The sequence below is a fragment of the Pseudomonas sp. GW821-FHT07G06 genome, from assembly GCF_058986625.1.
In genome coordinates, this window is record NZ_JBYSVW010000012.1 from 152,286 (window position 1) to 173,806 (window position 21,521).

The window sequence follows — 21,521 nt, forward strand, 5'->3', positions numbered from 1 at the left end:
GATCTTTTAAATGCAAGATCAAAAGATCGCAGCCTGCGGCAGCTCCTACAAGGTCAAAAGCCGGGCAGGCGCGCGGTGCCGGGCGTTTGCCCGCCTTCAAGGGTGAGCAACAACGCCTTGGCCTCCAGCCCACCGGCAAACCCGGTGAGCTTGCCCGACGCACCAATCACCCGGTGACACGGCGCCACGATCGAAATCGGGTTCTTGCCATTCGCCGCACCCACCGCCCTGACCGCCGCCGGGTTGCCGATCTGTTCGGCGATCTGGCTGTAGCTGCGGGTCTCGCCGAACGGGATGGTCAGCAGCGCCGCCCAGACCTTTTTCTGAAATTCCGTGCCGGCAAAGTCCAGTTCCAGTTCGAAGCGATCGCGGGTGCCGGAAAAATATTCGCGCAGCTGCGCGGCGGTACGCACCAGGATCGGGTTGTCCGGCGCCTCGCTCATCGGGCCGAGGCGCACCCGCCCGGGTTTGTCGTTTTCCCAGAGGATGGCTGCCAGTCGCGAACCGTTCGCCACCAGCTTCAACTGGCCGACCGGGGAAACCACGGTGATGCAGGTATAGGTCATGCCAGGGCTCGCGGGAAATTGCTGAACAAGCGTTAAGGATACTGTGTCGACGAGGAGGCGCAATACGTAATCCCGACCATACTTGCTCACTGCTTTTGAAGCGTTCCCCTGGTTAATGACAAGAAGAGACCGACTCATGAAGTACGAACCTTTTGCCAAATCGCTGATTGCGACCTCATTGGTTCTCAGCTGCCTGACTGCTCACGCCGCGTCCGTGGCCCCGGCGACGGGGGAAAACGGCATGGTGGTCACCGCCCAGCACCTGGCCAGCCATGTCGGCGTGGATGTGCTCAAGAACGGCGGCAACGCCGTCGACGCAGCGGTCGCGGTCGGCTACGCGCTGGCGGTGGTGTATCCCGCGGCTGGCAACCTCGGTGGCGGTGGTTTCATGACCATCCAGTTGGCGGACGGGCGCAAGACCTTCCTCGACTTCCGTGAAAAAGCGCCGCTGGCCGCCACCGCCAACATGTACCTGGACAAGGACGGCAACGTCGTTCCCGATCTGAGTACCCGTGGCCACCTGGCCGTGGGTGTGCCGGGCACCGTTTCGGGCATGGAACTGGCGCTGTCCAAGTACGGCACCAAGCCGCGCAAGGAAATCATCGCCCCGGCCATCAAGCTGGCCGAAGACGGTTTCGTGCTGGAGCAGGGGGATGTCGATCTGCTGGACTACGCCACCGACATGTTCAAGAAGGACATGAAGGATTCCGGCTCGATCTTCCTCAGCAATGGCGAGCCGATGCAGGTCGGCCAGAAGCTGGTGCAAAAGGACCTGAGCAAAACCCTGCGGGAAATCTCCGAGAAAGGCGCCGACGGTTTCTATAAGGGCTGGGTGGCCGACGCCATCGTCACTTCCAGCCAGGCCAACAAGGGCATCATCACCCAGGCCGACCTCGACAAATACAAGACCCGCGAACTGGCGCCCATCGAGTGCGACTATCGTGGCTACCACGTGGTCTCGGCACCGCCACCGAGCTCCGGCGGCGTGGTGATCTGCGAGATCATGAACATCCTCGAAGGCTATCCAATGAAGGATCTGGGCTACCACTCGGCCCAGGGCATGCACTATCAGATCGAAGCGATGCGCCACGCCTATGTGGACCGCAACAGCTACCTGGGCGATCCGGATTTCGTGAAGAACCCGATTGCCCACCTGCTGGATAAAAACTACGCGACCAAGCTGCGCGAAGCGATCAAGCCACAAAAAGCCGCGGTATCGAGTGAGCTCAAGCCCGGCGTAGCGCCCCATGAAGGCAACAACACCACGCATTACTCCATCGTCGACAAGTGGGGCAACGCGGTGTCGGTGACCTACACCCTCAACGACTGGTTCGGCGCGGGCGTGATGGCGAGCAAGACCGGGGTCATCCTCAACGATGAAATGGACGACTTCACCTCGAAAATCGGCGTGCCGAACATGTACGGCCTGGTGCAGGGCGAGGCCAACGCCATCGCACCCGGCAAGGCGCCGCTGTCGTCCATGAGCCCGACCATCGTCACCAAGGACGGCAAAGTGGTGATGGTGGTCGGCACTCCGGGTGGCAGCCGCATCATCACTGCGACCTTGCTGACCATGCTCAACGTGATCGACTACGGTATGAACATCCAGGAAGCGGTGGATGCACCGCGTTTCCACCAGCAGTGGCTGCCGGAGGAAACCAACCTGGAAGCCTTCACCACCAGCCCGGACACGGTGAAGATCCTCGAAAGCTGGGGGCACAAGTTTGCCGGTCCACAGGACGCCAACCACCTGGCGGCGATCCTGGTCGGGGCGCCGTCCCTGGGTGGCAAGCCGGTGGGCAAGAACCGTTTCTACGGGGCGAACGACCCACGGCGTAACACCGGGTTGTCGCTGGGTTACTGAGGGTTGTGTCCGGAGGGGGACGGGCTTATGTTCGTCCCCTGAACCATCGACCGTTCAAGGAAGGAAATCATGACCACTGCGTTGTTAATCATCGACGTCCAGCAGGCTTTGTGTTCCGGAGAGTACGAGTGCTTCGAGATTGGACGAGTCATCGATACGATCAACGATCTCTCGGCCCGGGCCCGCAAGGCCGAAATGCCCGTGGTGCTGATCCAGCACGAAGAAGCGGGCAGCCCGCTGGCGCATGATGTTCCCGGCTGGCAACTGGCCGAAGGGTTGCAAACCTCGCCCACGGATCATCGCGTGCGCAAGACCACCCCGGATTCGTTCTACAAGACCCACCTGCAAAAACTGTTGCCGGTGCAAGACTTCGAGCGCCTGGTCATCTGCGGCCTGCAAACCGATTACTGCATCAATACCACCGTGCGCCAGGCCCTGACACTGGGTTATGACGTGGTGCTGGCGAGCGACGCACATTCCACCGTCGACAACGGCAACCAGACCGCCGAAGACATCATCGCCGAACACAACAAGGACCTGAAGCGCCTGACCGGTTCCGTGGCGCGGATCGACGTGATCCCGGCCAAAGATATTCAACTCTAATCCACCACATTTCCCCGTGGGAGCGAGCTTGCTCGCGATGGCGTCATTACAGCCAGCATCGGTGTTGGCTGACCCACCGCTATCGCGAGCAAGCTCGCTCCCACAGTAATCCCGGTTGCTGGCAGATGTTGCGTACACCCACCACCCCTGTGGGAGCGAGCTCGCTCGCGATGGCGTCATTACAGCCAGCATTGATGTTGGCTGACCCACCGCTATCGCGAGCAAGCTCGCTCCCACAGTAATCCCGGTTGCTGGCAGATTTTGCGTACACCCACCAACCCCTGTGGGAGCGAGCTTGCTCGCGATGGCGTCATTACAGCCAGCATTGATGTTGGCTGACCCACCGCTATCGCGAGCAAGCTCCCACAGTGATTTCGGTTGCTGGCAGATGTTGCGTACACCCACCACCCCTGTGGGAGCGAGCTTGCTCACGATGGCGTCATTACAGCCAGCATTGATGTTGGCTGATACACCGCTTTCGCGAGCAAGCCCGTTCCCACAGGGCCCTACACCGCTCCGAAAATCTCGATCAGCTCGTTGAGGAACGCACTCACCAGGTCCTTCTGACGAGACGAATGCCGCACCGCCGCATGAAAGCTCACCTCATAGCGCAGCAGATCCGGGTTCAGCGGGTGCAATTGCCCCAGCTGTTCATGTCGGGTCGCGTAGTGTTGCGGCAGAAACCCCAGGTGCTGGCCGGACAGGATCAGCAAGGCCGCGCCGTCCATGCTGTCGGTGAGCACGGTCAGGCGTTCGATGGAGGTGGGGGCCGGCATCTCCGGCAACGGATGGCTCGGCCAGACCCAGTCGAAGCCGCTGACATCTTCGCGGGTCAGTGCGCCGACCTGGTCGAACAGCGGATGCGAGGGCGCGCAGTAGGCAATCTGGGTTTCCGGGAACAGCGGGAAATAATCGATGCTGGGCAAGCGGTGCCAGAAGTAACCAATGGCCAGGTCGATATGGCCGTTGATGATTTTCTCTTCCAGCAGGGACGACGATAGCTCGGTGAAATGGAAGTACAGCCCCTCGTGCCGAGCCCGCAAACGGGCAATGGCCAGGCCGATTTTCTTGTTCGCCACCGGATCGATCTGCCCCAGCAGGCCGATGTTGATGCTGCCCGAGACTTTGCGGTTGATGTGCTGCACCTCGACCCGGAATCCTTCGGCCGCCGCCAGCAAGCGTCGGGCCGCCTCGATGAACTGCGTGCCTTTGGGCGTGACGGAAAACCCGCCACGCCCGCGCTCGCACAGACGGAAGCCGACCCGCGCTTCCAGCGTCGCCAATTGCGCGCTGATCGTCGGTTGCGTGGTGTTGAGGGCGGTTTGCGCCGCCGAGATGCCGCCCGCCTCGACGACGGTCAGAAATACCCGGATCAGACGCAGATCCAGCTCCGTAACAGTTCCCAGCATGGGGGCTCCCGATTCTCGATTACATAGACGCTGATCTATGTGAACAGTGTGCCTGCGATATTTTATTGCCCGGATTCACGCCCTACATTGCCGTGAAACCAGCGTCATCGTCAGCTTTTTCTGGAGTTTTACCCGATCTGGACGTCGTAGCGAGCGCTGTAACCACAAAAACAACAAACACCAGCATAGGAACAATCGTATGTCAGGTTCCCCAGTGTCTGCGCGCGCCGCCGAGGCGAGTGGCGGATTGGCCATCGAAGGCCACTCCATCGATTACATTCCGGAAAACGAACGTCACGCCAAACTCAGCAGCCAGGGGCCGTTCTGGTTCCTGGGCAACTTCCATTTCTTCACCATCTCCATCGGCTTTGTCGGCCCGAGCCTCGGCTTGTCCGCACTGTGGACCATGCTCGCCGGTGCCCTGGGCATCATGTTCGGTACCATTTTCATGGCGTTCCACGGCTCCCAGGGCCCGGAAATGGGCCTGCCGCAGATGATCCAGTCCCGCGCCCAGTTCGGCTATCGCGGGGTGATCCTGGCGTTGATGGCGACGATGTTCGTGTTCGTCGGATTCAACGTGGTGAACATCTCGCTGATCATGAACGGCCTGGAACATGTGTTCGGCATAGACCCGACCATCGTCGCCGTGGCCGTGGTGCTGATCGGTGCGCTGTTGTCGATCTACGGCCACGACCTGATGCACAAGGCGTTCAAGTGGGCCTTGCTGGCGACCTTGCCGCTGTACGCCCTGGTGACCATCGCCCTGATGTTCGGTGCGGGTCAGGAAGGCGTCACGCCGGCGACCGATCTGGGCTTCAACTGGGTGGCCTTCGCCACGCTGTTCGCCATCGGTGCCAGCTACAACATTTCCTATGCGCCCTACGTGTCCGACTATTCCCGTTACCTGCCGAAAAACACCAGCCGGGTGAAACTGATCGCGGCGGTGTTCATCGGTGCCTCGTTGTCCGGCAGCTGGATGATCGGCCTCGGCGCCTGGCTGGCGCAGCAGTTGAAAGCCGCGGATGCACTGGTGGCGTTGAATCAGGTCGGTTCTTCCATGGTGCCGGGGTTGGGCAATCTGCTGGTGATCGTCTCGGTGGCGGGCTTCCTGCCGATCATCGCGCTCAACACCTACAGCGCCATGCTGACGCTGCTGACCGGTGTCGACTCGATAAAGAAAATTACCCCGACACCCCGCGCCCGCGTGCTGTCGATCAGTGTGATCAGCGTGATTCTGTTGACCTGCGTGCTGTCGATCAAAGGGGATGGCATCGCGCTGTTGAACACCTTCCTGGTGCTGTTGCTGTACTTCCTCGTGCCATGGACCGCCGTCAACCTGGTGGACTACTTCTTCGTGCGCAAGGGCCGCTATGCGATCCCGCATTTCTTCACGCCGAAGGGCATCTACGGCGCCTGGCAATTTCGCGGCATCGTTTCGTACCTGATCGGTTTCGCCGCGATGGTGCCGTTCTTCTACATCTTCGATGCCGCCGCCGGCAAAGAGGTGTTTGTCGGCCCGCTGGCGCGGGTGCTGGAAGGCGTGGACATCGCCTGGCTGGTGGGCCTGGTGGTCTCGGGGCTGACCTATTACCTGCTCAGCCGCTCGATTGACCTGGCCGCTGAACGCCGGGTGATCGACGCCCTGAGCGAGAGCGACATCGTCGCCATGACCCATTCATCTGCGGAGGCAGGGCGTTGAACAACGCAAAAAATACCGTGGTCGCCTGTTGCCAACTGGCACCGAAAATAGGTGACCTGGCCTACAACCGCACGCTCACCGAGCGCGCGATTCGCCAGGCGGCCTTTCAGGGGGCGCAGGTCGTGGTGTTGCCCGAACTGGTGCAGAGCGGCTATGTGTTTGCCGACCGCGACGAAGCGCTGAGCCTGGCGGAAACCGTTGACGGTCTGACCTTGCAGTTGTGGCAGGCCCTGGCCCGTGAGCTGGATCTGGTGATCGTCGGCGGCTTCTGCGAACGCCTGCCCGACGATGAGCTGGCCAACAGCGCGGCGATGATCGACGCCCAGGGCCTGCGCGCGGTGTACCGCAAGGCGCATCTGTGGGATGCCGAAAAGGACATCTTCACCGCCGGCGATGCGCCGCCGCCGGTGGTCGAAACGCTGCATGGACGGCTCGGCATGCTGATCTGCTACGACCTGGAATTCCCTGAGTGGGTGCGTCTTCCGGCGCTGGCCGGCGCCGATCTGTTGTGCGCGCCGGTCAACTGGCCCGACGGTCCGCGGCCGCAAACCGAGCGCCCGGCGGAAGTGTTGCGGGTGCAGGCCAATGCCTCGGTGAACCGCATGTTCATCGCCGCGTGCGATCGCTATGGCCATGAACGCGGGGTCGGCTGGGTGCAAGGGTCGGTCATCGTCGATGCCGACGGTTACCCCTTGGCCGGTCCGGCGGAGCAGGGCGGCGAGCAGATCCTGCTGGCGACGCTGAACCTCGCCGAAGCGCGCAACAAGCGCATCAGTGCCCGCAACGACCTGCATCAGGACCGCCGGCCACAGCTGTACGGGTTGCACAGCACTTTGTAACCGATGATGTCATTGCGTGCTGGACGCCCGTCAGGGGCCTATGGCATCGTCGAAACGAAAGGCCATGCAGTGAACGGGATCGCAATGATGGGGGCGGGAAATAAAGTCGACGGTGACGCAACGATGGTCACGCTCAAGGCGTTCAATCATTGCGTACTGCACCTTGGTCGGCTGGCGCGGGAGAGCGGGGCGTCGCGATTCATCGCCGATGGCCTGCAGGCATTCGGTCAACTGGTGCCCTTCGCCTCTGCCTGGTGGGGCGAAATGTCTGCGCCAGGTCCTGATGTGCCCATGCAAAGCTGGATGCATGGCAGCATCAATCTTCCTGAATCCTTTGCCGCCGAATGGCATCCGGTGGCGGCCAACGATCAGTTCTCCTACGCCACGCTCAATCGTCCCGGTGAAGTGGTGCGCGACAAGGGTTTCACCGACCCTTGCGAGGCAGTCAATGATTTCGCCCGGCGCTTCGATCTCTATCACTTGATGAGCATCACTTACGAATTGCCCGAAAGCGGCCTGATGTTTTTCGTCTGCCTCTACCGGGGTGAGGATGAACAGGCGTTCGAGGAGAACGAAGCCGAGCTGTTTTTGGCGTTCTGCGATCACCTGTTCCAGCTGTGGCGGTTTCAAGTGCAGGACATGATTCGCTTCGACAGCGAAAACGGCGGGAGTGATTTTGGCATCGCGCGCATGGACGGCAGTCTGCTCTATGTGGGGGCCAGGTTGTGTGTTGCCATCCAGCGCGAACTGCCCGGCTGGAGCGGTTCCACGCTGCCACCGGAGGTGATCGCGCAATTGTCCAAGGCCCCCTGTGTGATCCGTCTGGGCCGCTGCGCCCTGACCCTGAGCCCCAACGCCGAACACGTCATCCTGTCCCTCGAAGCCCCCTCGGGCGGGGATGGCCTGGCACCTCGGGAGCGCACGGCGGCGATGCTGTTCGCCGCTGGCCACTCCTACAAGGAAATCGCCAGAATGCTCGCCTTGAGCCCGTCTACCGTGCGCACCTACCTGCGCAATTGCTACTTGCAGCTCGGTGTGAAAAGCAAGGTGGAACTGGGCTCGGTCCTGCGTTCGCCGGGCGGGCTGACGGAGTCCGTGCGCCGGGATTAATCCCAGCCGTTTCAATTATTTGCCTGACCCCTCCTCATTTGCAGAGGTCCATTCGAACGCTGCGCCCTATAGGGTAGGCCCTGTCTATACAAGGGCTTGTGCAGCCGTTCGGGCCGCTTCAAAACAATAAGAACAGGGGTGAGGCATTTGAGACTTTCCAGGCTTTTTGTCGCCATGGCGGCGACCACGACATTTTCCGGCATGGCGTTGGCGGCGACACCCGCCGACACGGTCATGCGCAATGGCTACGTCTACACGGTCGATGGCCAGAACTCCGTGCAGCAGGCCATCGCCATTTCGGGCGGCAAGATCGTCTACGTCGGCAGCGATGCCGGGGTCGACGGCTACATCGGCAAGCAGACACAACTGATCGATCTGGCCGGGCGCATGCTGATGCCGGGCTTCGTTGATGCGCACATGCACCCGGGGGATGGCGGTCGCGCCATGACGCTGTGTGACCTGAAATACCAGACCATGACCCGCGCGCAGTTTCAGGCGAGCATCCAGGCCTGCCTCGATGCCGAGAAGGACAAGGGCCCGGATGTCTGGCTGGAAGTCGGCAGCTGGGATCGCATGGGCATGACCGGGCTTGACGGCGACGCCGACAAGTCGACCCTGGACGCGCTCAAGACCCAGCGTCCGATCCAGGTGCGCTCCACCGATTTTCACACCGTGCTGACCAACTCTCGCGGCCTGGAACTGGCCGGGATCAACAAGAACACCCCCGACCCGGAAGACGGCAAGTACCGACGTGACAGCGCCGGCAACCCGAACGGCATCTGCGAGGACGGCGCCGCCGAGTCGTTGGCCGCCGTGGTGCCGCCCGCCAGCGACGCAGAAAAACTCAACCAGACCCGTGCGGCCCTCGACGCCATGCGCCAACAGGGCATCACCAGCTTCTTCGATGCCCTGTCGGGGCCGGAAAGCGGCAAGGCCTTCACCACTCTGCAAAAGTCCGGCGAACTGACCGCCCGGGCCTTGCTGGCGATCAAGCTGGACCCGGCCGCCGCGGCCGCCGACCCGGTGAAAACCATCGCCGAGGCCAAGGCCCTGGCCAACACCTACGACCAGGGCGAAGTGCATGTCGCGCCGGGCGTGAGCATGCGCCACGTCAAACTGTTCATGGACGGCATCATCAATGCCCCGGCGGACACCGGCGCCATGTTGACCCCGTACCTGCACAACAGCGGCACCGACAAGGCACCGCAATGGACGCCGGGCAAGAACCTGGGCGAGCTGTACTTCCCGCCGCAAGTGCTCAATCCGCTGGTGCTGCAAGCGGTCAAGGCCGGTCTCGATCCGCACCTGCACGCCACCGGCGAGCGCGCGGTGCGGGACGCACTGGACAGCGTCGCCTACGTACGCAAGGAACTGCCCGGTCAGGACTTCCGCCCGGCCATCGCGCACGCCGAGTCGGTCGACCCTGCCGACTACCCACGTTTCAAGGCACTGGACGTCACGGCCACCATGTCGTTCCAGTGGGCGCAGCAGGCGCCGTCCACGGTCGATGGCACCAGCGATCACCTCGGCGCCGAGCGTTTCGAGCGCATGGAGCCCTCGGGCAGCATCGCCAATGCCGGGGGCCGAGTGGCGTTCGGCAGCGACTGGCCGGTCGATCCCCTCGATGAGTTCCTGGCACTGAAAGTCGGTGTCACCCGCTCCGGCGACCCCACCAACCCGCACAGCTATGGACCCAAATATGCCGGGCGACTCAACAGCGATCCGGCCATGTCGCGAGCCGAAGTGCTGCGCAGCATCACCCTCAATGCCGCGCAACAGCTGAAGCTGGAGGCGGTGCTGGGCTCGGTCGAAGTCGGCAAGTTCGCTGACCTGATCGTGCTCGACAAGAACTTCATGCAGGTGCCCGAGGAGGAACTGGGGCGCAATGACGTGCTGCTGACGCTGGTCGGCGGCAAGGTCGTGTGGGCCAAGGCGCCGTTCCTGGGGCTTGCGCCGCACGTGGTTGTCCAGGCTGTTACTTCCCGATCCGCCCAATAAAAACCAGAGAGCGTTCCGATGCGATTGATTCCAAACCTGTTGGCCGCCGCGCTGGCCTTGTCGTCGGTGCAGGCGATGGCCGCCGCTGATCTTGTGTTGTTCAACGGCAAGGTCTTTACCGCTGAACCCGGCCAGACGCTGGTGCAGGCTGTTGCGGTGCAAGACGGCAAGATTCTGAAAGTCGGCAGTAATGCCGAAATCAACGCACTGGCCGATGCCGGGACCCAGCGCATCGACCTCGCGGGCAAGGTGTTGATGCCAGGCATGATCGACACCCACAGCCACCCGGTGGTGGGGGCGTTCGACAGCATGAAGGCCAACCTGCTGGACGAAGTCAAACCGCTGCCCGAACTTGAGCAGTGGTTGATTGAAGAGGACAAGGCCGGGCGCGCCCGGGCTGGCGATGTGATCAGCGTCGCCGGGGTCAGTTCGGCCTATTGGGAAAAAAGCCGTGAACTGGGCAAGGTGTTCAATCAGGGGCGCTGGGCCGATCAGCCTGTCGTCTTCAGCGGCATCGACGGCCACACCGGTTGGGCCAACAACGCGATGCTCAAGCGTCTGAACATCGACGCTGCACTGGTCAAGAGCCTGCCGGAGAAAGAGCGCGGTTACGTCGGCCATGAAGCGGACTTCACGCCGAATGGCTACTTTGCCGAATCACGCTGGGACGTGGTACGCAGCGCAATTCCCGCGCCCAGCCAGGAGACCATGCTCAAGGCCGCGAAAGAGGCGGTGCGGGTCAACAACCAGTTCGGCATCACGGCGTGGATGGACGCCGCGGCGAACGGCGGCAGTGAAGACTCACTGTTCGATTTCCATGCCACCGCCGAAAGCGTCGGCGTCCTGCCGCTGTACAAGGCGCTGGCGCAGAACGGCGAACTCAGCGCCCACGTCGCCGCGTTGATGGTCACCAACCCGAAGAGCAAACCCGCCGACCTGGAAGTGATCGCCACGGTGATGAAGCAGTTCGAGGGCGTGCCTAACCTGACGTTCCCCGGCATCAAGGTCTTTGTCGACGGCATTCTCGAGTTCCCGGGGCAGACCGCAGCGGTCATCGTGCCGTACAAGAACAGCCACAAGGACGGTCAACTGCTGACCGACCCGGCGCACTTCGGTGAACTGGTGGTGACGGCGGAAAAACGCGGCTGGATCGTGCACATGCACGCCGTCGGCGACCGCGCGGTGCGTGAGGCACTCAATGGCGTGGCCTATGCGCGCAAGCTCAGCCCGAAACCGGTGCCGCACAGCATCGCGCACCTGCAGCTGGTCAATCCCAAGGAGTTTCCGCGCTTCAAGCAACTGGGCGTGATCGCCTCGATGCAATTGCTGTGGGCCACCGGCGAGTCCTACACCGTCGAACTGGTCAAACCCTACATCAGCGCCTTTGCCTACGGTTACCAGTATCCCGCGCGGTCCCTGCATGACGCCGGTGCAACGATTGCCGGTGGCAGCGACTGGCCGGTGTCGAGCGCCAATCCGTTCAACGCCATTGCCCAGGCCAGCACCCGCAAGGGACCGTTGGGCGTACTCAATGCCAAGGAAAGCATCGACCGCCAGACCATGTTTTATGCCTACACCCTCAATGCCGCGAAAACCCTGGGCCTGGACAAGCAGATCGGCTCGCTGGCACCGGGCAAGCAGGCTGACTTGATCATCCTCGACCGCGACGTGTTCAAGGTCAGCGATGACGACCTGTTCGAAACCAAAGTCCTGAACACCTTCTTCGCCGGCAAGCAGGTCTACGCCCCCGCGTCCTGACCCGCGAACACCCGACATACGCAAAAACCGCCAGCCCCTCGTAGCGCGAGGGGCCTGGCATCGCCATGCCTGAAATTCCCCGTACGCCATAACAACAAGAGAACTGTATGAACGCACTTTCAGCATTGACCCTCGCCGCACTGGCATTGGCCCCCCTGAGCAGTCAAGCCCTGACCCTCAACGATGACTTCAGCCTTGACATGACCCTGGGCGTCGTCAGCGACTACCGTACCCGCGGCATCTCGCAAACCCTGGGGGATCCGGCCGTGCAGGGCGGGGCAACGCTGCTGCACAGCAGTGGCCTGTACATCGGCGCCTGGACCTCCAACGTGGATTTCGGTGGCGACTTCGATACCCGGCAAGAGCTTGAGTACTACGCGGGTTACTACTGGCAGGCGACCGAGGCCATCAGCCTGGACCTGGGCTACATCAAGTACGACTACCCGAAAAACTCCGAATTCAACCTCAGCGAGGTCTACGCCATTGTCGATGTGTATGGCGTCAAGCTCGGTGCCTATTACTCAAAGGACACACCGAACTTCTTCGGTGAGGACCAGGACACCCTTTACACCTACCTGGGCTACAAAATCGATCTGCCGGCTGAAGTCGGCCTGGATCTGCGCTTTGGACGCAACGATGTGAAAGACCCCGCGTTCTGGTCCGCCAGTGGCGATAACCGCGAGTCTTACTACGAGTGGGAGGCCAAGCTGACACGCGACTTCGTCGGCGTGACCTGGGGCCTGAGCTACGTCGACACGGACTTGTCGAAAAGCGAGTGCAGCAGTTGGTATGGCTATGACGACCTGTGTTCGGCCACGGTCGTTGCCAGCGCCACCAAGGCTTTTTGATTCACCCCCGACAACAAAAACAGTTCCTCAAAGGAAACACCGTCATGAGTGCGCAACGCAGTCCCCTGATCGAGACCCGCTCGATCGATTTCATTCCCGAGGCTGAGCGTCACGGCAGCCTCTACAGCCAGTTCACCCTGTGGCTTGGCGCCAACCTGCAAATCACCGCCATCGTCACCGGTGCCCTCGCCGTGGTACTGGGCGGCGATGTGTTCTGGTCGCTGATCGGCTTGCTGATCGGGCAACTGTTTGGCGGCACCGTGGTGGCGCTGCACGCGGCGCAAGGGCCGAAGCTCGGGCTGCCGCAGATGATCTCCAGCCGCGTGCAGTTCGGGGTGTATGGCGCGGCGATCCCGATTGTCCTGGTGTGCCTGATGTACCTCGGTTTCAGCGCCACCGGCGCGGTGCTGTCGGGGCAGGCGATTGCGCAGTTGATCAGTGTCAGCGACAGCGCCGGCATCCTGATTTTCGCGGCGTGCATCGCGTTCCTGACGATCTTCGGCTATCGGGTGATTCACCTGGTCGGTCGGGTGACCAGCGTGCTGGGCATCATCGCCTTCGCCTACCTGTTCACCCGGTTGATGACCCTCAACGACATCGGCCTGCTGCTCGACAACCGTCATTTCAGCTGGAGCACGTTCCTGCTGGCGGTGTCGCTCTCGGCGTCCTGGCAGATCGCTTTCGGCCCTTATGTGGCGGACTACTCGCGCTACCTGCCGAGCAAGACGTCGTCGTGGAAAACCTTCGCCGCCGTCGGTCTCGGCACAGTGCTGGGGGCCCAGGCTTCGATGGTGCTCGGGGTGTTCGCCGCTGCACTGGCCGGGGCGAATTTCCGTGGGCACGAAGTGGCGACCATTGTCGGCCTGGGCAGTAGCGGGGTGATCGCCTCCTTGCTGTACCTGAGCATTGTGTTCGGCAAGGTCACGGTGTCCACCCTCAACGCCTATGGTAGCTTCATGTGCATCGCCACCATCATCAGTGGCTTTCGCCGCCGCCTGGAAATCAGCGCCCGCCAGCGCATGCTGTTTGTGCTGCTGATCGTCGCGGCGTCCACCGCGCTGGCATTGGCGGGGCAGTACTCGTTCCTCAACTCGTTCAAGTACTTCATCCTGTTCCTGCTGACGTTCTTCACCCCGTGGAGCGCGATCAACCTGGTGGACTACTACTTCATCAACAAGGAACGCTACGACATCCCGGCGCTGTCCGATCCGACAGGCCGCTACGGTCGCTGGAACGTACTGGGGATCAGCGTCTATGTGATCGGCGTGTTGATCCAGCTGCCCTTTGTCGACACCCATTTCTACTCCGGGCCGATGGTTGCGCAACTGGGCGGCGTGGACATTTCCTGGATCGTCGGGTTGTTGGTGCCGGGTGTGATCTATTACGCGCTGGCCAAGCCATCGATGAGTGGCGTGGTGGTTGAGCGGGGTTAACACGACCAGGAGAGACTAGCATTTGTGGCGAGGGAGCTTGCTCCCGCTGGACTGCGTAGCAGTCCCATCTTTTAGGGCCGCTTCGCGCCCCAGCGGGAGCAAGCTCCCTCGCCACAGGGTCCGGTGTTTACTGGCGTTCGGGAAGTTTCCAACGCTCACGCAACGCCTCGTACTGCGCTTCAGGCAGTTGCACCAGCACTGGGGATTTGCCCGGGTCCAGCCAATCGAACAACCGCTCGATATCCGCCGGGTCCATGGCCGTACAGCCACGGGTCGGCGTCGTGGGGCCGCGCCAGATGTGGAAGAAAATGCACGAGCCGGCAGTGGGAGAGGCCGGGGTGTTGTGCTGGATGAAAATGCCCTGGCGGTACAACTCATCCGGGCGGCGCATCCGTTCGGAGCTGCTCCAGTCCTTTTCGACGACCGCGCCGTCGACCAGTTCGTTGTAGCGAGTCGATTGGCTGTCATCCACGCATTCGATGCTCGGTGTCAGCGACAGATAGGGCAGGCGGGTATCGGCCGAAGGCGCGTAGCCAAACGCTGTGCCCAGCTTGAACATCCCGGCTGGCGCCTTTCCATCGCCTTCCTGCTTGACCGGTCCTTCAGGTGGCCCGCTGTCGAGCAGCCCCTTGCCCCAGCCCATGCCGTTCTTGCCGAGAACGACGGCAAAGGGCGCTTCGAATTTGCGCAAGGTCTGCCCGTGCCGTTCATAGCGCTGGGCAGTACCCTGGATGTCATTCCAGCCTTTACTGGTGACCACGATCAGTTGGTCGCTGCCATCGAGTCCCTGGGCCATGGCGGCCAGCGGAAAAAGCGCCATCAACATGGCCTTGAGCAGATTGTTCATGGCGCCAACGGCGTGATGGGGAAGTCCATGACGTCCGGCTTCGGCGGATTGCCGCTGTACGTGAAGTGCCACCACTCGGCCGAATACCCCACAAAGCCTTCCTTGGCCATGGCATCGGTCAGTCGCTGGCGATTGGCCCTGGCCGTGGCGTTGATCAGCGCCGAGTCGGTGTGCGCCCGCTCATCGAAGCAATCGAAACCGGTGCCCATGTCGAGCGCGCCGTCGTGCCAGCGCTCGCCATAAGGCGCCGTGCAATCCACCGGTTTCACCGAAGGCGTCCAGGTGTCGGCGGGGAGGGCGTCGGGGCCGGTCATCGTCAGGTCGACGGTGTTGCCCCGGGAGTGATTGGACACCCGGGCCACATACCCCAGGCGCCAGAAGTCCTGCTTGTCGACCCGTGGATAGAACTCGGTCTTGAGTGGGTCGCCGGGTTCGCTGGCGAAGCGGCCCATGTCCGCCACCGCGCGGGTCGGGCGATAGCAGTCGAAGACCTTCAAGCCATAGCCTTCGGCTTTCAGTGCGCTTTGCACTCGGGCCAACGCCTTCGCCGCGTCCTGCGACAGCAGGCACTCCGCCGCCTGGTAGCCGTCGAGCGGGTGCCCGGTGAAATTGTGTGCGCTGGCGTAGCGGATGTCCTGCACGATGCCCGGGTCGACGCTGCGCACATACAGCATGTGCCCGGGTTTCGGCTCGTCGGCCATGCACGGCGTGGCAAGGCTCAGGCACAGCAACAACAGACAGGGTGAACGCGGCATCGGGAACGGCTCCATGCATGACCAGTCACTCCATCATGGCTGGAAACCGCTGGCACCTCCATGAAGTTGTTGATCGGCGTGATAGGACGAACGCACCAGCGGCCCGGACGCGACGTTCTTGAAACCCATGCGCGCACCTTCCTCGGCGAACCAGGCAAAGGTGTCCGGGTGCACGAAGCGCTGCACCGGCAGGTGACTGCGCGAGGGCTGCAAGTACTGGCCGAGGGTCAGCATGTCGATGTCGTGCTCGCGCATGCGCTGCATGACCTCGATCACTTCCTCGTCGGTTTCGCCCAGGCCCAGCATCAGCCCGGATTTGGTCGGTACGTGGGGCACGGCGAGCTTGAACTTCTGCAGCAGGTCCAGCGACCACTCGAAGTCCGAACCGGGGCGCGCGGCCTTGTACAGGCGCGGTACGGTTTCCAGGTTGTGGTTGAACACATCCGGCGGCTCAGTGGCGGTGATCGCCAGGGCCACGTCCATGCGTCCGCGATAATCCGGCACCAGGGTCTCCAGTTGCACGCCGGGCGACAGCTTGCGGATCTCGCGCAGGCAATCGACAAAGTGTTGGGCGCCGCCGTCGCGCAAATCGTCGCGATCCACCGAGGTGATCACCACGTACTTCAGGCGCAGCTCGGCGATCGCCACGGCCAGGTTCATCGGTTCGTTGATGTCCAGCGGTCTGGGCCGGCCATGGCCGACATCGCAGAACGGGCAGCGCCGGGTGCAGATGTCGCCCATGATCATGAAGGTCGCGGTGCCACCGGAAAAACACTCGCCGAGGTTCGGGCACGAGGCTTCTTCGCAGACGCTGTGCAGCTTGTGCTTGCGCAACAGTTGCTTGATCCGCTCGACCTCGGGAGAGATCGGCATGCGCACGCGGATCCAGTCGGGTTTGCGCGGAAATTCATCCGTGGGAATGATCTTCACCGGAATCCGCGCGACCTTGTCCGCACCGCGCAGTTTGGTGCCGACCTCCACTTTGGCCGGGTGGTTGCCGGTCGATTCGACAATGGCGTTCATGGTTCTTTCCTTGTGCAACAGGGTACAGAACCTGTGGGAGACCCTGTGGGAGCGAGCTTGCTCGCGATGAGGCCATTACATTCAGCATTGATGTTGAATGAAAGTCCGCCATCGCGAGCAAGCTCGCTCCCACAGGTTTTTCCCACAGGGTTTTGTGTTGTGTGCTTAGTCGCGGTAGACCGGGAAGTCCGCGCACAGGGCCGCCGCCTGGCGGGCGACATTGGCTTCGATGTCGGCATCGCCCAGGTGATCGAGGATGTCGCAGATCCACCCGGCCAGGGCGATGCTTTGCGCTTCCTTGAAGCCACGGCTGGTGATCGCCGGCGTACCGATGCGCAGGCCGGAGGTCACGAACGGCGATTGCGGATCGTTGGGCACGGCGTTCTTGTTCACGGTGATGCCGGCACGCCCGAGGGCGGCGTCCGCGTCCTTGCCGGTCAGGCCCTGGCGGATCAGGCTGACCAGGAACAGGTGGTTGTCGGTACCGCCGGAGACCACGTCATAACCGCGCTCGATAAACACCTGTGCCATGGCCTGGGCATTGCGGATCACCTGCGTCTGATAAGTCTTGAATGCCGGCTCCAGCGCTTCCTTGAAGCACACGGCCTTGGCGGCGATCACGTGCATCAGCGGGCCACCCTGACCGCCGGGGAACACGGCGGCGTTGAGCTTCTTCTCCAGCTCCGGGTTGGCCTTGGCCAGAATCAGACCGCCACGGGGGCCGCGCAGGGTCTTGTGCGTGGTGGTGGTGACCACGTCGGCGTAGGGCAGCGGGTTCGGGTACAGCCCCGTGGCCACCAGCCCGGCGACGTGGGCCATGTCGACGAAGAAGTAGGCGCCAACCTTGTCGGCGATCTGGCGGAAGCGCGGGAAGTCCAGGGTCTTCGAATAGGCCGAGAAGCCGGCGATGATCATCTTCGGCTGGTGCTCCAGTGCCAGACGCTCGACTTCGTCGTAATCGATCAGGCCGGTGGCGGTGTCGATGCCGTACTGCACGGCGTTGTACAACTTGCCGGAAAAACTCACCTTGGCGCCGTGGGTCAGGTGGCCGCCGTGGGCCAGGCTCATGCCGAGCACGGTGTCGCCCGCTTGCAGCAACGCCAGATAAACCGCGGCGTTGGCCTGGCTGCCGGAGTGCGGCTGGACGTTGGCGTAGTCGGCGCCGAAAAGTTGTCTGGCGCGATCGATGGCCAGTTGCTCGACCACATCGACGTGCTCACAGCCGCCGTAGTAGCGCTTGCCCGGATACCCTTCGGCGTACTTGTTGGTCAGGCCGCTGCCCTGGGCCTGCATGACCCGCTGGCTGGTGTAGTTTTCCGAGGCGATCAGTTCGATATGGTGTTCCTGCCGCGCATCCTCGGCATTCATCGCCGCCAGCAGTTCGTCGTCGTAGCCTTTGATCTGGTCGTGCTTGCTGAACATGGTGTGGTCCTTTTTCGGGATTCGTGGGGGCTTCAAGCGTCGGCGTGTTCGGCGGTCAGGCGTGCATAGGCGTCTTGATCCAGCAATTCGCTCAACGCCTCGACATCGACCGGTTTGAAGCGAAAGAACCAGCCTTCGCCCAACGGGTCTTCGTTGACCCGTTCCGGGCTGTTTTCCAGCGTGTGATTGACCTCGACTACCTCACCGTCCAGCGGCATGCCGATGCTGCTGGCGGCTTTCACCGACTCCAGCACCGACACTTCAGCGCCTGTATTGAAGGCGCCCAATTCAGGCACCTGAACGAACACCACATCCCCCAGCGCCTGCTGGGCAAACGCCGTGATGCCGACGGTGACCAGGCCATTGCTCTCAAGGCGCAACCATTCGTGATCGACGGTAAAACGCAATTGGCTCATATCAACTCCTTATTGTTTTAAGGCTCGTGGCGGGGCGACGAGCGGGGTTGGATGAGTGATAGCAAGGGTGGTGCCAAGGTTTATTAGTTGTTTTAAATCAATGGCTTGAAGATGTTTTTCAAATTGGCGATGACTGACGTTGTACTGAAATCAATACAGGCAGGTAAAGCCTCGGACACAAGCGCCGTGATTGCTGGCAGGGAAGGGGGTGTCTTGATTTCGCTACGCTGTATCGATTTGCGAACGACGATCTTGCGCACGACTTAGTCCCCTGTGGGAGCGAGCTTGCTCGCGATAGCGGCATGACAGTCACATTGATATTGACTGACACTCCCTCATCGCGAGCAAGCTCGCTCCCACAGGGGAATGTGTTGTCGGTGACAATGTGTTCCGACAGATAACTCAGGGTTTGTTGGGAATGCCGTATTTGCGCAGGCGAATCGCGATGGCGCTATGGGACGTCTGCAACCGCGCAGCGAGCAACCGACTCGATGGATAGCTGCGGTAAAGCTGTTCCAGCAGGTTCTTTTCAAAGTCGCCAACGGCCTCTTCCAGGCTGCCGACTTCACCGTCGTTTTGCCGCTCGACGGCGGTGCGGGCGATGTCGAGGTCGTCGATGTCCACCAGTGGATTTTCGCAGATCGCCGCCGCGCGAAAGATCACGTTTTGCAGTTGCCGCACGTTGCCCGGCCAGCGGTTGCCGAGCAGGGCGCCGAAGGTGCTCGGTGCCAAGCGACAGGCCGGCCGCTGGATCTGCGCGCAGGCCTGTTGCATGAAGTGATTGGCCATCAGCAGGATGTCGTGACCGCGCTCGCGCAGCGGCGGCACTTGCAGGTTGAGCACGTTGAGGCGGTAGAACAGGTCTTCGCGGAAGCGTCCTTCGGCGACCATTTTTTCCAGGTCGCGGTGGGTCGCGCTGAGCACCCGCACATTGACCCGTACTTCCTTGTCGCCACCGACCCGACGGAAGCAGCCATCGCTCAAGAAACGCAGCAACTTGGCTTGCAGGTAAGGTGACATTTCCCCCACTTCATCGAGAAACACCGTGCCCTGGTCGGCCAGTTCCAGCAGGCCGAGCTTGCCGCCCCGTTGCGCGCCAGTGAAGGCGCCGGGGGCGTAGCCGAACAGCTCGCTTTCAGCGAGGCTCTCCGGCAGTGCCGCGCAGTTCAGGGCCAGGAATGGCGCGTCGTGGCGTGGACTGATGGCATGGCAGGCGCGGGCCACCAGCTCCTTGCCGGTGCCGGTTTCACCCTGGATCAGGAGCGGTGCATCAAGGGCCGCCACCCGTTGGGCGCGGGCTTTTAGCGCGCGGATCGGCGGCGATTCGCCGAGCAGCGCATCGAAGCCTTCGGCATGGTCGTGGTGCAGCGCCGACAGGCGTTCGCCGATGCGATTGGGTTGATACAGGGTGAGCAGGGCGCCAGCGTCGGTGATCGGCATCGCGTCGAGGAGCAAGGTCTGGCCGCCCAGACTGACCTCGTGCATCGGCAGGCGGAAATGATGGGCGATCAGGGTGCGCTGCAAATCGGCATCGTCGAACAGGGCGGTCAGCGACTCACCGGCCGGTTCGCGGCCGCACAGGGCGATCAGCGCCGGGTTGGCGAGCAGCACATGACCACGGTCATCCACCGCCAGCACCGGGTCGGAGCTGGCGGCCAGCAAGGCGTCCAGTTGCAGACGCCGGCGTTGCCCCGGGAGGATGTCGACCAGGGTCACGGCCTGCACGCCGCGCACATCGAAAAGGGCTTCGCGCAGTTCCTCGAGCACCTCGGCGCCGAGGGTCGGCGCATCGATGTAGACGTTCGGCGGGACCATCTCCACGGCGTCCAGGTTGAAACTGCGTCCACCGAGCAGGGCCAGCACTTCCTGGGTGATTCCGACGCGGTCGATGAAGGTGACGTGGATGCGCATGACGGGCCTGCAAGGTTGGCGAACCGAATCAGTATGCCCGGCAAAATTTCAATTTGGCGAGTGGCATATCACGGCTTGGCGGTTTTACGGGCGCTGGCGGCCAGGTCCTCAAGGAACGCCTGGAGGATGGGCGGCGGAGCCGTACCGCGCCGGGTGATCACATCGAAGGGTGACTTCAGGCGCAGGCTCGCGGCTGCCAGTTGATGCATCTCGCCGCTCTTGACCCACTGGCTGGCGAAGTGCTCGGGCAGGAAGCCCACATAGGCGCCGGAGATGATCAGGATAGCCGAAGCCTCGATGTTATCGACGGTGGCGGCCGCCTTGCTCACGCCCAGGTGCTCGAGGTCGTATTGCTGCATGTAGCCACGCACGACGATGCGCCCGGCAGCGACTTCTTCGAGCAGTTCCTCACCTTCTGCCTGGCTGCCAAACAGCGGGTGGCGCCGCCCGCAATACAAGCCCAGGGCTTCCTGGTACAGCGGCGATTGCAGCAGCCCCGGCACATGGATCGGGAAGTGCCCGATGGCGAGATGAAGTCGACCGTCTAGTACCCGTTCTTCGAGTTCCGCCGGGGTGCCGACGTACACGTTCAGGTGCACGTCGTGGCCGCGGGAGACGAAGCGCTGGGTGGTGCGCGGGATCGGCGAGTCGGGGTCGGTGATCGTGGTGTCGATGATCCCCAGGTTGAGCTTGCCGCTGATGTGCTGCTTGAGCACGTCGGCGTCCATGCAGAAGTTTTCCACCGCCGAGAGCAGGCGTTGAGTGGCTTCATGAATCGCCACGCCCTGTTCGGTCAGGCGAAAGCCGCTGCGCCCGCGCTGGCAGAGTTTGACCCCCAGGCGGGTTTCCAGGTGGGTCATCTGCTCGCTGATGGTCGACTGCCCGGCATTCAGCGCCGCCTGCGCGGCCGAGAAACCGCCGCAACGGACAATTGTGGCAAACACTCTGAGCAGTTTCAGGTCGACATCGTGCAGCTGGATCATCTTGGACCTCCGGCCTGTGGATGCATCGGGAATGCCG

Annotated in this window: 19 protein-coding genes and 1 pseudogene; 9 read left to right on the plus strand and 11 right to left on the minus strand. The window is 62.3% G+C overall.

The features are described 5' to 3' along the window. Window positions 1-53: 53 nt before the first annotated feature. Window positions 54-566: a methylated-DNA--[protein]-cysteine S-methyltransferase gene (locus AC3WJW_RS20725; RefSeq protein ID WP_104447761.1), complete on the minus strand. Its 513-nt coding sequence runs from the start codon at window positions 564-566 to the stop codon at window positions 54-56. A 136-nt stretch (window positions 567-702) separates the two neighbouring features. Here AC3WJW_RS20725 and ggt point away from each other — a divergent pair, with 136 nt between their 5' ends. Together ggt and AC3WJW_RS20735 are read left to right on the plus strand one after the other, a co-directional pair. Then, window positions 703-2,430 (plus strand): gamma-glutamyltransferase, encoded by a 1,728-nt coding sequence (ggt, locus tag AC3WJW_RS20730; RefSeq protein ID WP_493727179.1) that lies wholly within the window; start codon window positions 703-705, stop codon window positions 2,428-2,430. 69 nt (window positions 2,431-2,499) lie between these two features. Beyond that, window positions 2,500-3,033 carry a cysteine hydrolase family protein gene (locus AC3WJW_RS20735; protein ID WP_493727180.1) on the plus strand — a complete coding sequence of 178 codons (534 nt, stop codon included), beginning with the start codon at window positions 2,500-2,502 and terminating at the stop codon, window positions 3,031-3,033. A gap of 506 nt (window positions 3,034-3,539) precedes the next feature. Here the strand turns inward: AC3WJW_RS20735 and AC3WJW_RS20740 are convergent. Continuing rightward, on the minus strand, window positions 3,540-4,442 hold the full coding sequence (locus AC3WJW_RS20740) for a LysR family transcriptional regulator (protein WP_102699179.1): 903 nt from the start codon (window positions 4,440-4,442) through the stop codon (window positions 3,540-3,542). Window positions 4,443-4,641: 199 nt separating this feature from the next. On the opposite strand from AC3WJW_RS20740, the gene AC3WJW_RS20745 reads away from it, so the two are divergent. The 7 genes from AC3WJW_RS20745 (at window position 4,642) to AC3WJW_RS20775 (ending at window position 14,127) form a co-directional block, all read left to right on the plus strand. After that, window positions 4,642-6,141, plus strand: coding sequence for a purine-cytosine permease family protein (locus AC3WJW_RS20745; protein ID WP_493727181.1), 1,500 nt, complete (start codon window positions 4,642-4,644; stop codon window positions 6,139-6,141). Further along, a complete protein-coding gene (locus AC3WJW_RS20750; RefSeq protein WP_493727182.1) occupies window positions 6,138-6,980 on the plus strand; it encodes a nitrilase family protein in 843 nt (280 codons plus the stop codon). Before AC3WJW_RS20745 ends, AC3WJW_RS20750 begins: the two co-directional genes overlap by 4 nt. A gap of 87 nt (window positions 6,981-7,067) precedes the next feature. Then, a complete protein-coding gene (locus tag AC3WJW_RS20755; protein ID WP_493727237.1) occupies window positions 7,068-8,090 on the plus strand; it encodes a helix-turn-helix transcriptional regulator in 1,023 nt (340 codons plus the stop codon). 201 nt (window positions 8,091-8,291) lie between these two features. Beyond that, entirely contained in the window at window positions 8,292-10,088 is a 1,797-nt protein-coding gene (locus AC3WJW_RS20760; RefSeq protein WP_493727238.1) for an amidohydrolase, read from the plus strand. Between the two features lie 18 nt (window positions 10,089-10,106). Beyond that, on the plus strand, window positions 10,107-11,846 hold the full coding sequence (locus tag AC3WJW_RS20765; RefSeq protein ID WP_493727183.1) for an amidohydrolase: 1,740 nt from the start codon (window positions 10,107-10,109) through the stop codon (window positions 11,844-11,846). 107 nt (window positions 11,847-11,953) lie between these two features. Beyond that, on the plus strand, window positions 11,954-12,694 hold the full coding sequence (locus AC3WJW_RS20770; RefSeq protein ID WP_493727184.1) for a TorF family putative porin: 741 nt from the start codon (window positions 11,954-11,956) through the stop codon (window positions 12,692-12,694). Between the two features lie 44 nt (window positions 12,695-12,738). Continuing rightward, on the plus strand, window positions 12,739-14,127 hold the full coding sequence (locus AC3WJW_RS20775; RefSeq protein WP_493727185.1) for a purine-cytosine permease family protein: 1,389 nt from the start codon (window positions 12,739-12,741) through the stop codon (window positions 14,125-14,127). A gap of 21 nt (window positions 14,128-14,148) precedes the next feature. Here the strand turns inward: AC3WJW_RS20775 and AC3WJW_RS20780 are convergent. The 9 genes and pseudogenes from AC3WJW_RS20780 to AC3WJW_RS20820 form a co-directional block, all read right to left on the minus strand. Next, a pseudogene (locus tag AC3WJW_RS20780) lies at window positions 14,149-14,247 on the minus strand (N-acetyltransferase); the annotation flags it as partial. 7 nt (window positions 14,248-14,254) lie between these two features. Beyond that, complete coding sequence (locus AC3WJW_RS20785) at window positions 14,255-14,974, minus strand: L,D-transpeptidase family protein (RefSeq protein ID WP_493727186.1); 720 nt, start codon at window positions 14,972-14,974, stop codon at window positions 14,255-14,257. Next, window positions 14,971-15,729: a M15 family metallopeptidase gene (locus AC3WJW_RS20790; RefSeq protein WP_493727187.1), complete on the minus strand. Its 759-nt coding sequence runs from the start codon at window positions 15,727-15,729 to the stop codon at window positions 14,971-14,973. Before AC3WJW_RS20790 ends, AC3WJW_RS20785 begins: the two co-directional genes overlap by 4 nt. Before the next feature lie 33 nt (window positions 15,730-15,762). Beyond that, a complete protein-coding gene (lipA, locus tag AC3WJW_RS20795) occupies window positions 15,763-16,752 on the minus strand; it encodes a lipoyl synthase (protein ID WP_493727188.1) in 990 nt (329 codons plus the stop codon). 165 nt (window positions 16,753-16,917) lie between these two features. After that, window positions 16,918-18,174 carry a serine hydroxymethyltransferase gene (gene glyA, locus AC3WJW_RS20800; protein ID WP_493727189.1) on the minus strand — a complete coding sequence of 419 codons (1,257 nt, stop codon included), beginning with the start codon at window positions 18,172-18,174 and terminating at the stop codon, window positions 16,918-16,920. 32 nt (window positions 18,175-18,206) lie between these two features. Continuing rightward, window positions 18,207-18,590, minus strand: a complete 384-nt coding sequence (gene gcvH, locus AC3WJW_RS20805) for a glycine cleavage system protein GcvH (protein ID WP_493727190.1) — start codon at window positions 18,588-18,590, stop codon at window positions 18,207-18,209. 92 nt (window positions 18,591-18,682) lie between these two features. Continuing rightward, the gene (locus tag AC3WJW_RS20810) at window positions 18,683-18,850 is read right to left on the minus strand and encodes a hypothetical protein (protein ID WP_493727191.1); all 168 of its coding nucleotides are present in this window, start codon (window positions 18,848-18,850) and stop codon (window positions 18,683-18,685) included. Window positions 18,851-18,992: 142 nt separating this feature from the next. Continuing rightward, window positions 18,993-20,501, minus strand: a complete 1,509-nt coding sequence (gene gcsR, locus AC3WJW_RS20815; RefSeq protein WP_493727192.1) for a transcriptional regulator GcsR — start codon at window positions 20,499-20,501, stop codon at window positions 18,993-18,995. Between the two features lie 68 nt (window positions 20,502-20,569). Further along, window positions 20,570-21,484, minus strand: coding sequence for a LysR family transcriptional regulator (locus AC3WJW_RS20820; protein ID WP_102699166.1), 915 nt, complete (start codon window positions 21,482-21,484; stop codon window positions 20,570-20,572). Between the last annotated feature and the right edge of the window lie 37 nt (window positions 21,485-21,521).

Coding starts and splice junctions, on each gene's coding strand:
- gcsR (WP_493727192.1), bottom strand. CDS start 20,501: ATGCGCATCCACGTCACCTTCATCGACCGCGTCGGAATCACCCAGGAA.
- AC3WJW_RS20760 (WP_493727238.1), top strand. CDS start 8,292: ATGGCGTTGGCGGCGACACCCGCCGACACGGTCATGCGCAATGGCTAC.
- AC3WJW_RS20765 (WP_493727183.1), top strand. CDS start 10,107: ATGCGATTGATTCCAAACCTGTTGGCCGCCGCGCTGGCCTTGTCGTCG.
- AC3WJW_RS20755 (WP_493727237.1), top strand. CDS start 7,068: ATGGGGGCGGGAAATAAAGTCGACGGTGACGCAACGATGGTCACGCTC.
- AC3WJW_RS20725 (WP_104447761.1), bottom strand. CDS start 566: ATGACCTATACCTGCATCACCGTGGTTTCCCCGGTCGGCCAGTTGAAG.
- AC3WJW_RS20740 (WP_102699179.1), bottom strand. CDS start 4,442: ATGCTGGGAACTGTTACGGAGCTGGATCTGCGTCTGATCCGGGTATTT.
- ggt (WP_493727179.1), top strand. CDS start 703: ATGAAGTACGAACCTTTTGCCAAATCGCTGATTGCGACCTCATTGGTT.
- glyA (WP_493727189.1), bottom strand. CDS start 18,174: ATGTTCAGCAAGCACGACCAGATCAAAGGCTACGACGACGAACTGCTG.
- lipA (WP_493727188.1), bottom strand. CDS start 16,752: ATGAACGCCATTGTCGAATCGACCGGCAACCACCCGGCCAAAGTGGAG.
- AC3WJW_RS20820 (WP_102699166.1), bottom strand. CDS start 21,484: ATGATCCAGCTGCACGATGTCGACCTGAAACTGCTCAGAGTGTTTGCC.
- AC3WJW_RS20735 (WP_493727180.1), top strand. CDS start 2,500: ATGACCACTGCGTTGTTAATCATCGACGTCCAGCAGGCTTTGTGTTCC.
- AC3WJW_RS20745 (WP_493727181.1), top strand. CDS start 4,642: ATGTCAGGTTCCCCAGTGTCTGCGCGCGCCGCCGAGGCGAGTGGCGGA.
- AC3WJW_RS20770 (WP_493727184.1), top strand. CDS start 11,954: ATGAACGCACTTTCAGCATTGACCCTCGCCGCACTGGCATTGGCCCCC.
- AC3WJW_RS20790 (WP_493727187.1), bottom strand. CDS start 15,729: ATGCCGCGTTCACCCTGTCTGTTGTTGCTGTGCCTGAGCCTTGCCACG.
- AC3WJW_RS20775 (WP_493727185.1), top strand. CDS start 12,739: ATGAGTGCGCAACGCAGTCCCCTGATCGAGACCCGCTCGATCGATTTC.
- gcvH (WP_493727190.1), bottom strand. CDS start 18,590: ATGAGCCAATTGCGTTTTACCGTCGATCACGAATGGTTGCGCCTTGAG.
- AC3WJW_RS20785 (WP_493727186.1), bottom strand. CDS start 14,974: ATGAACAATCTGCTCAAGGCCATGTTGATGGCGCTTTTTCCGCTGGCC.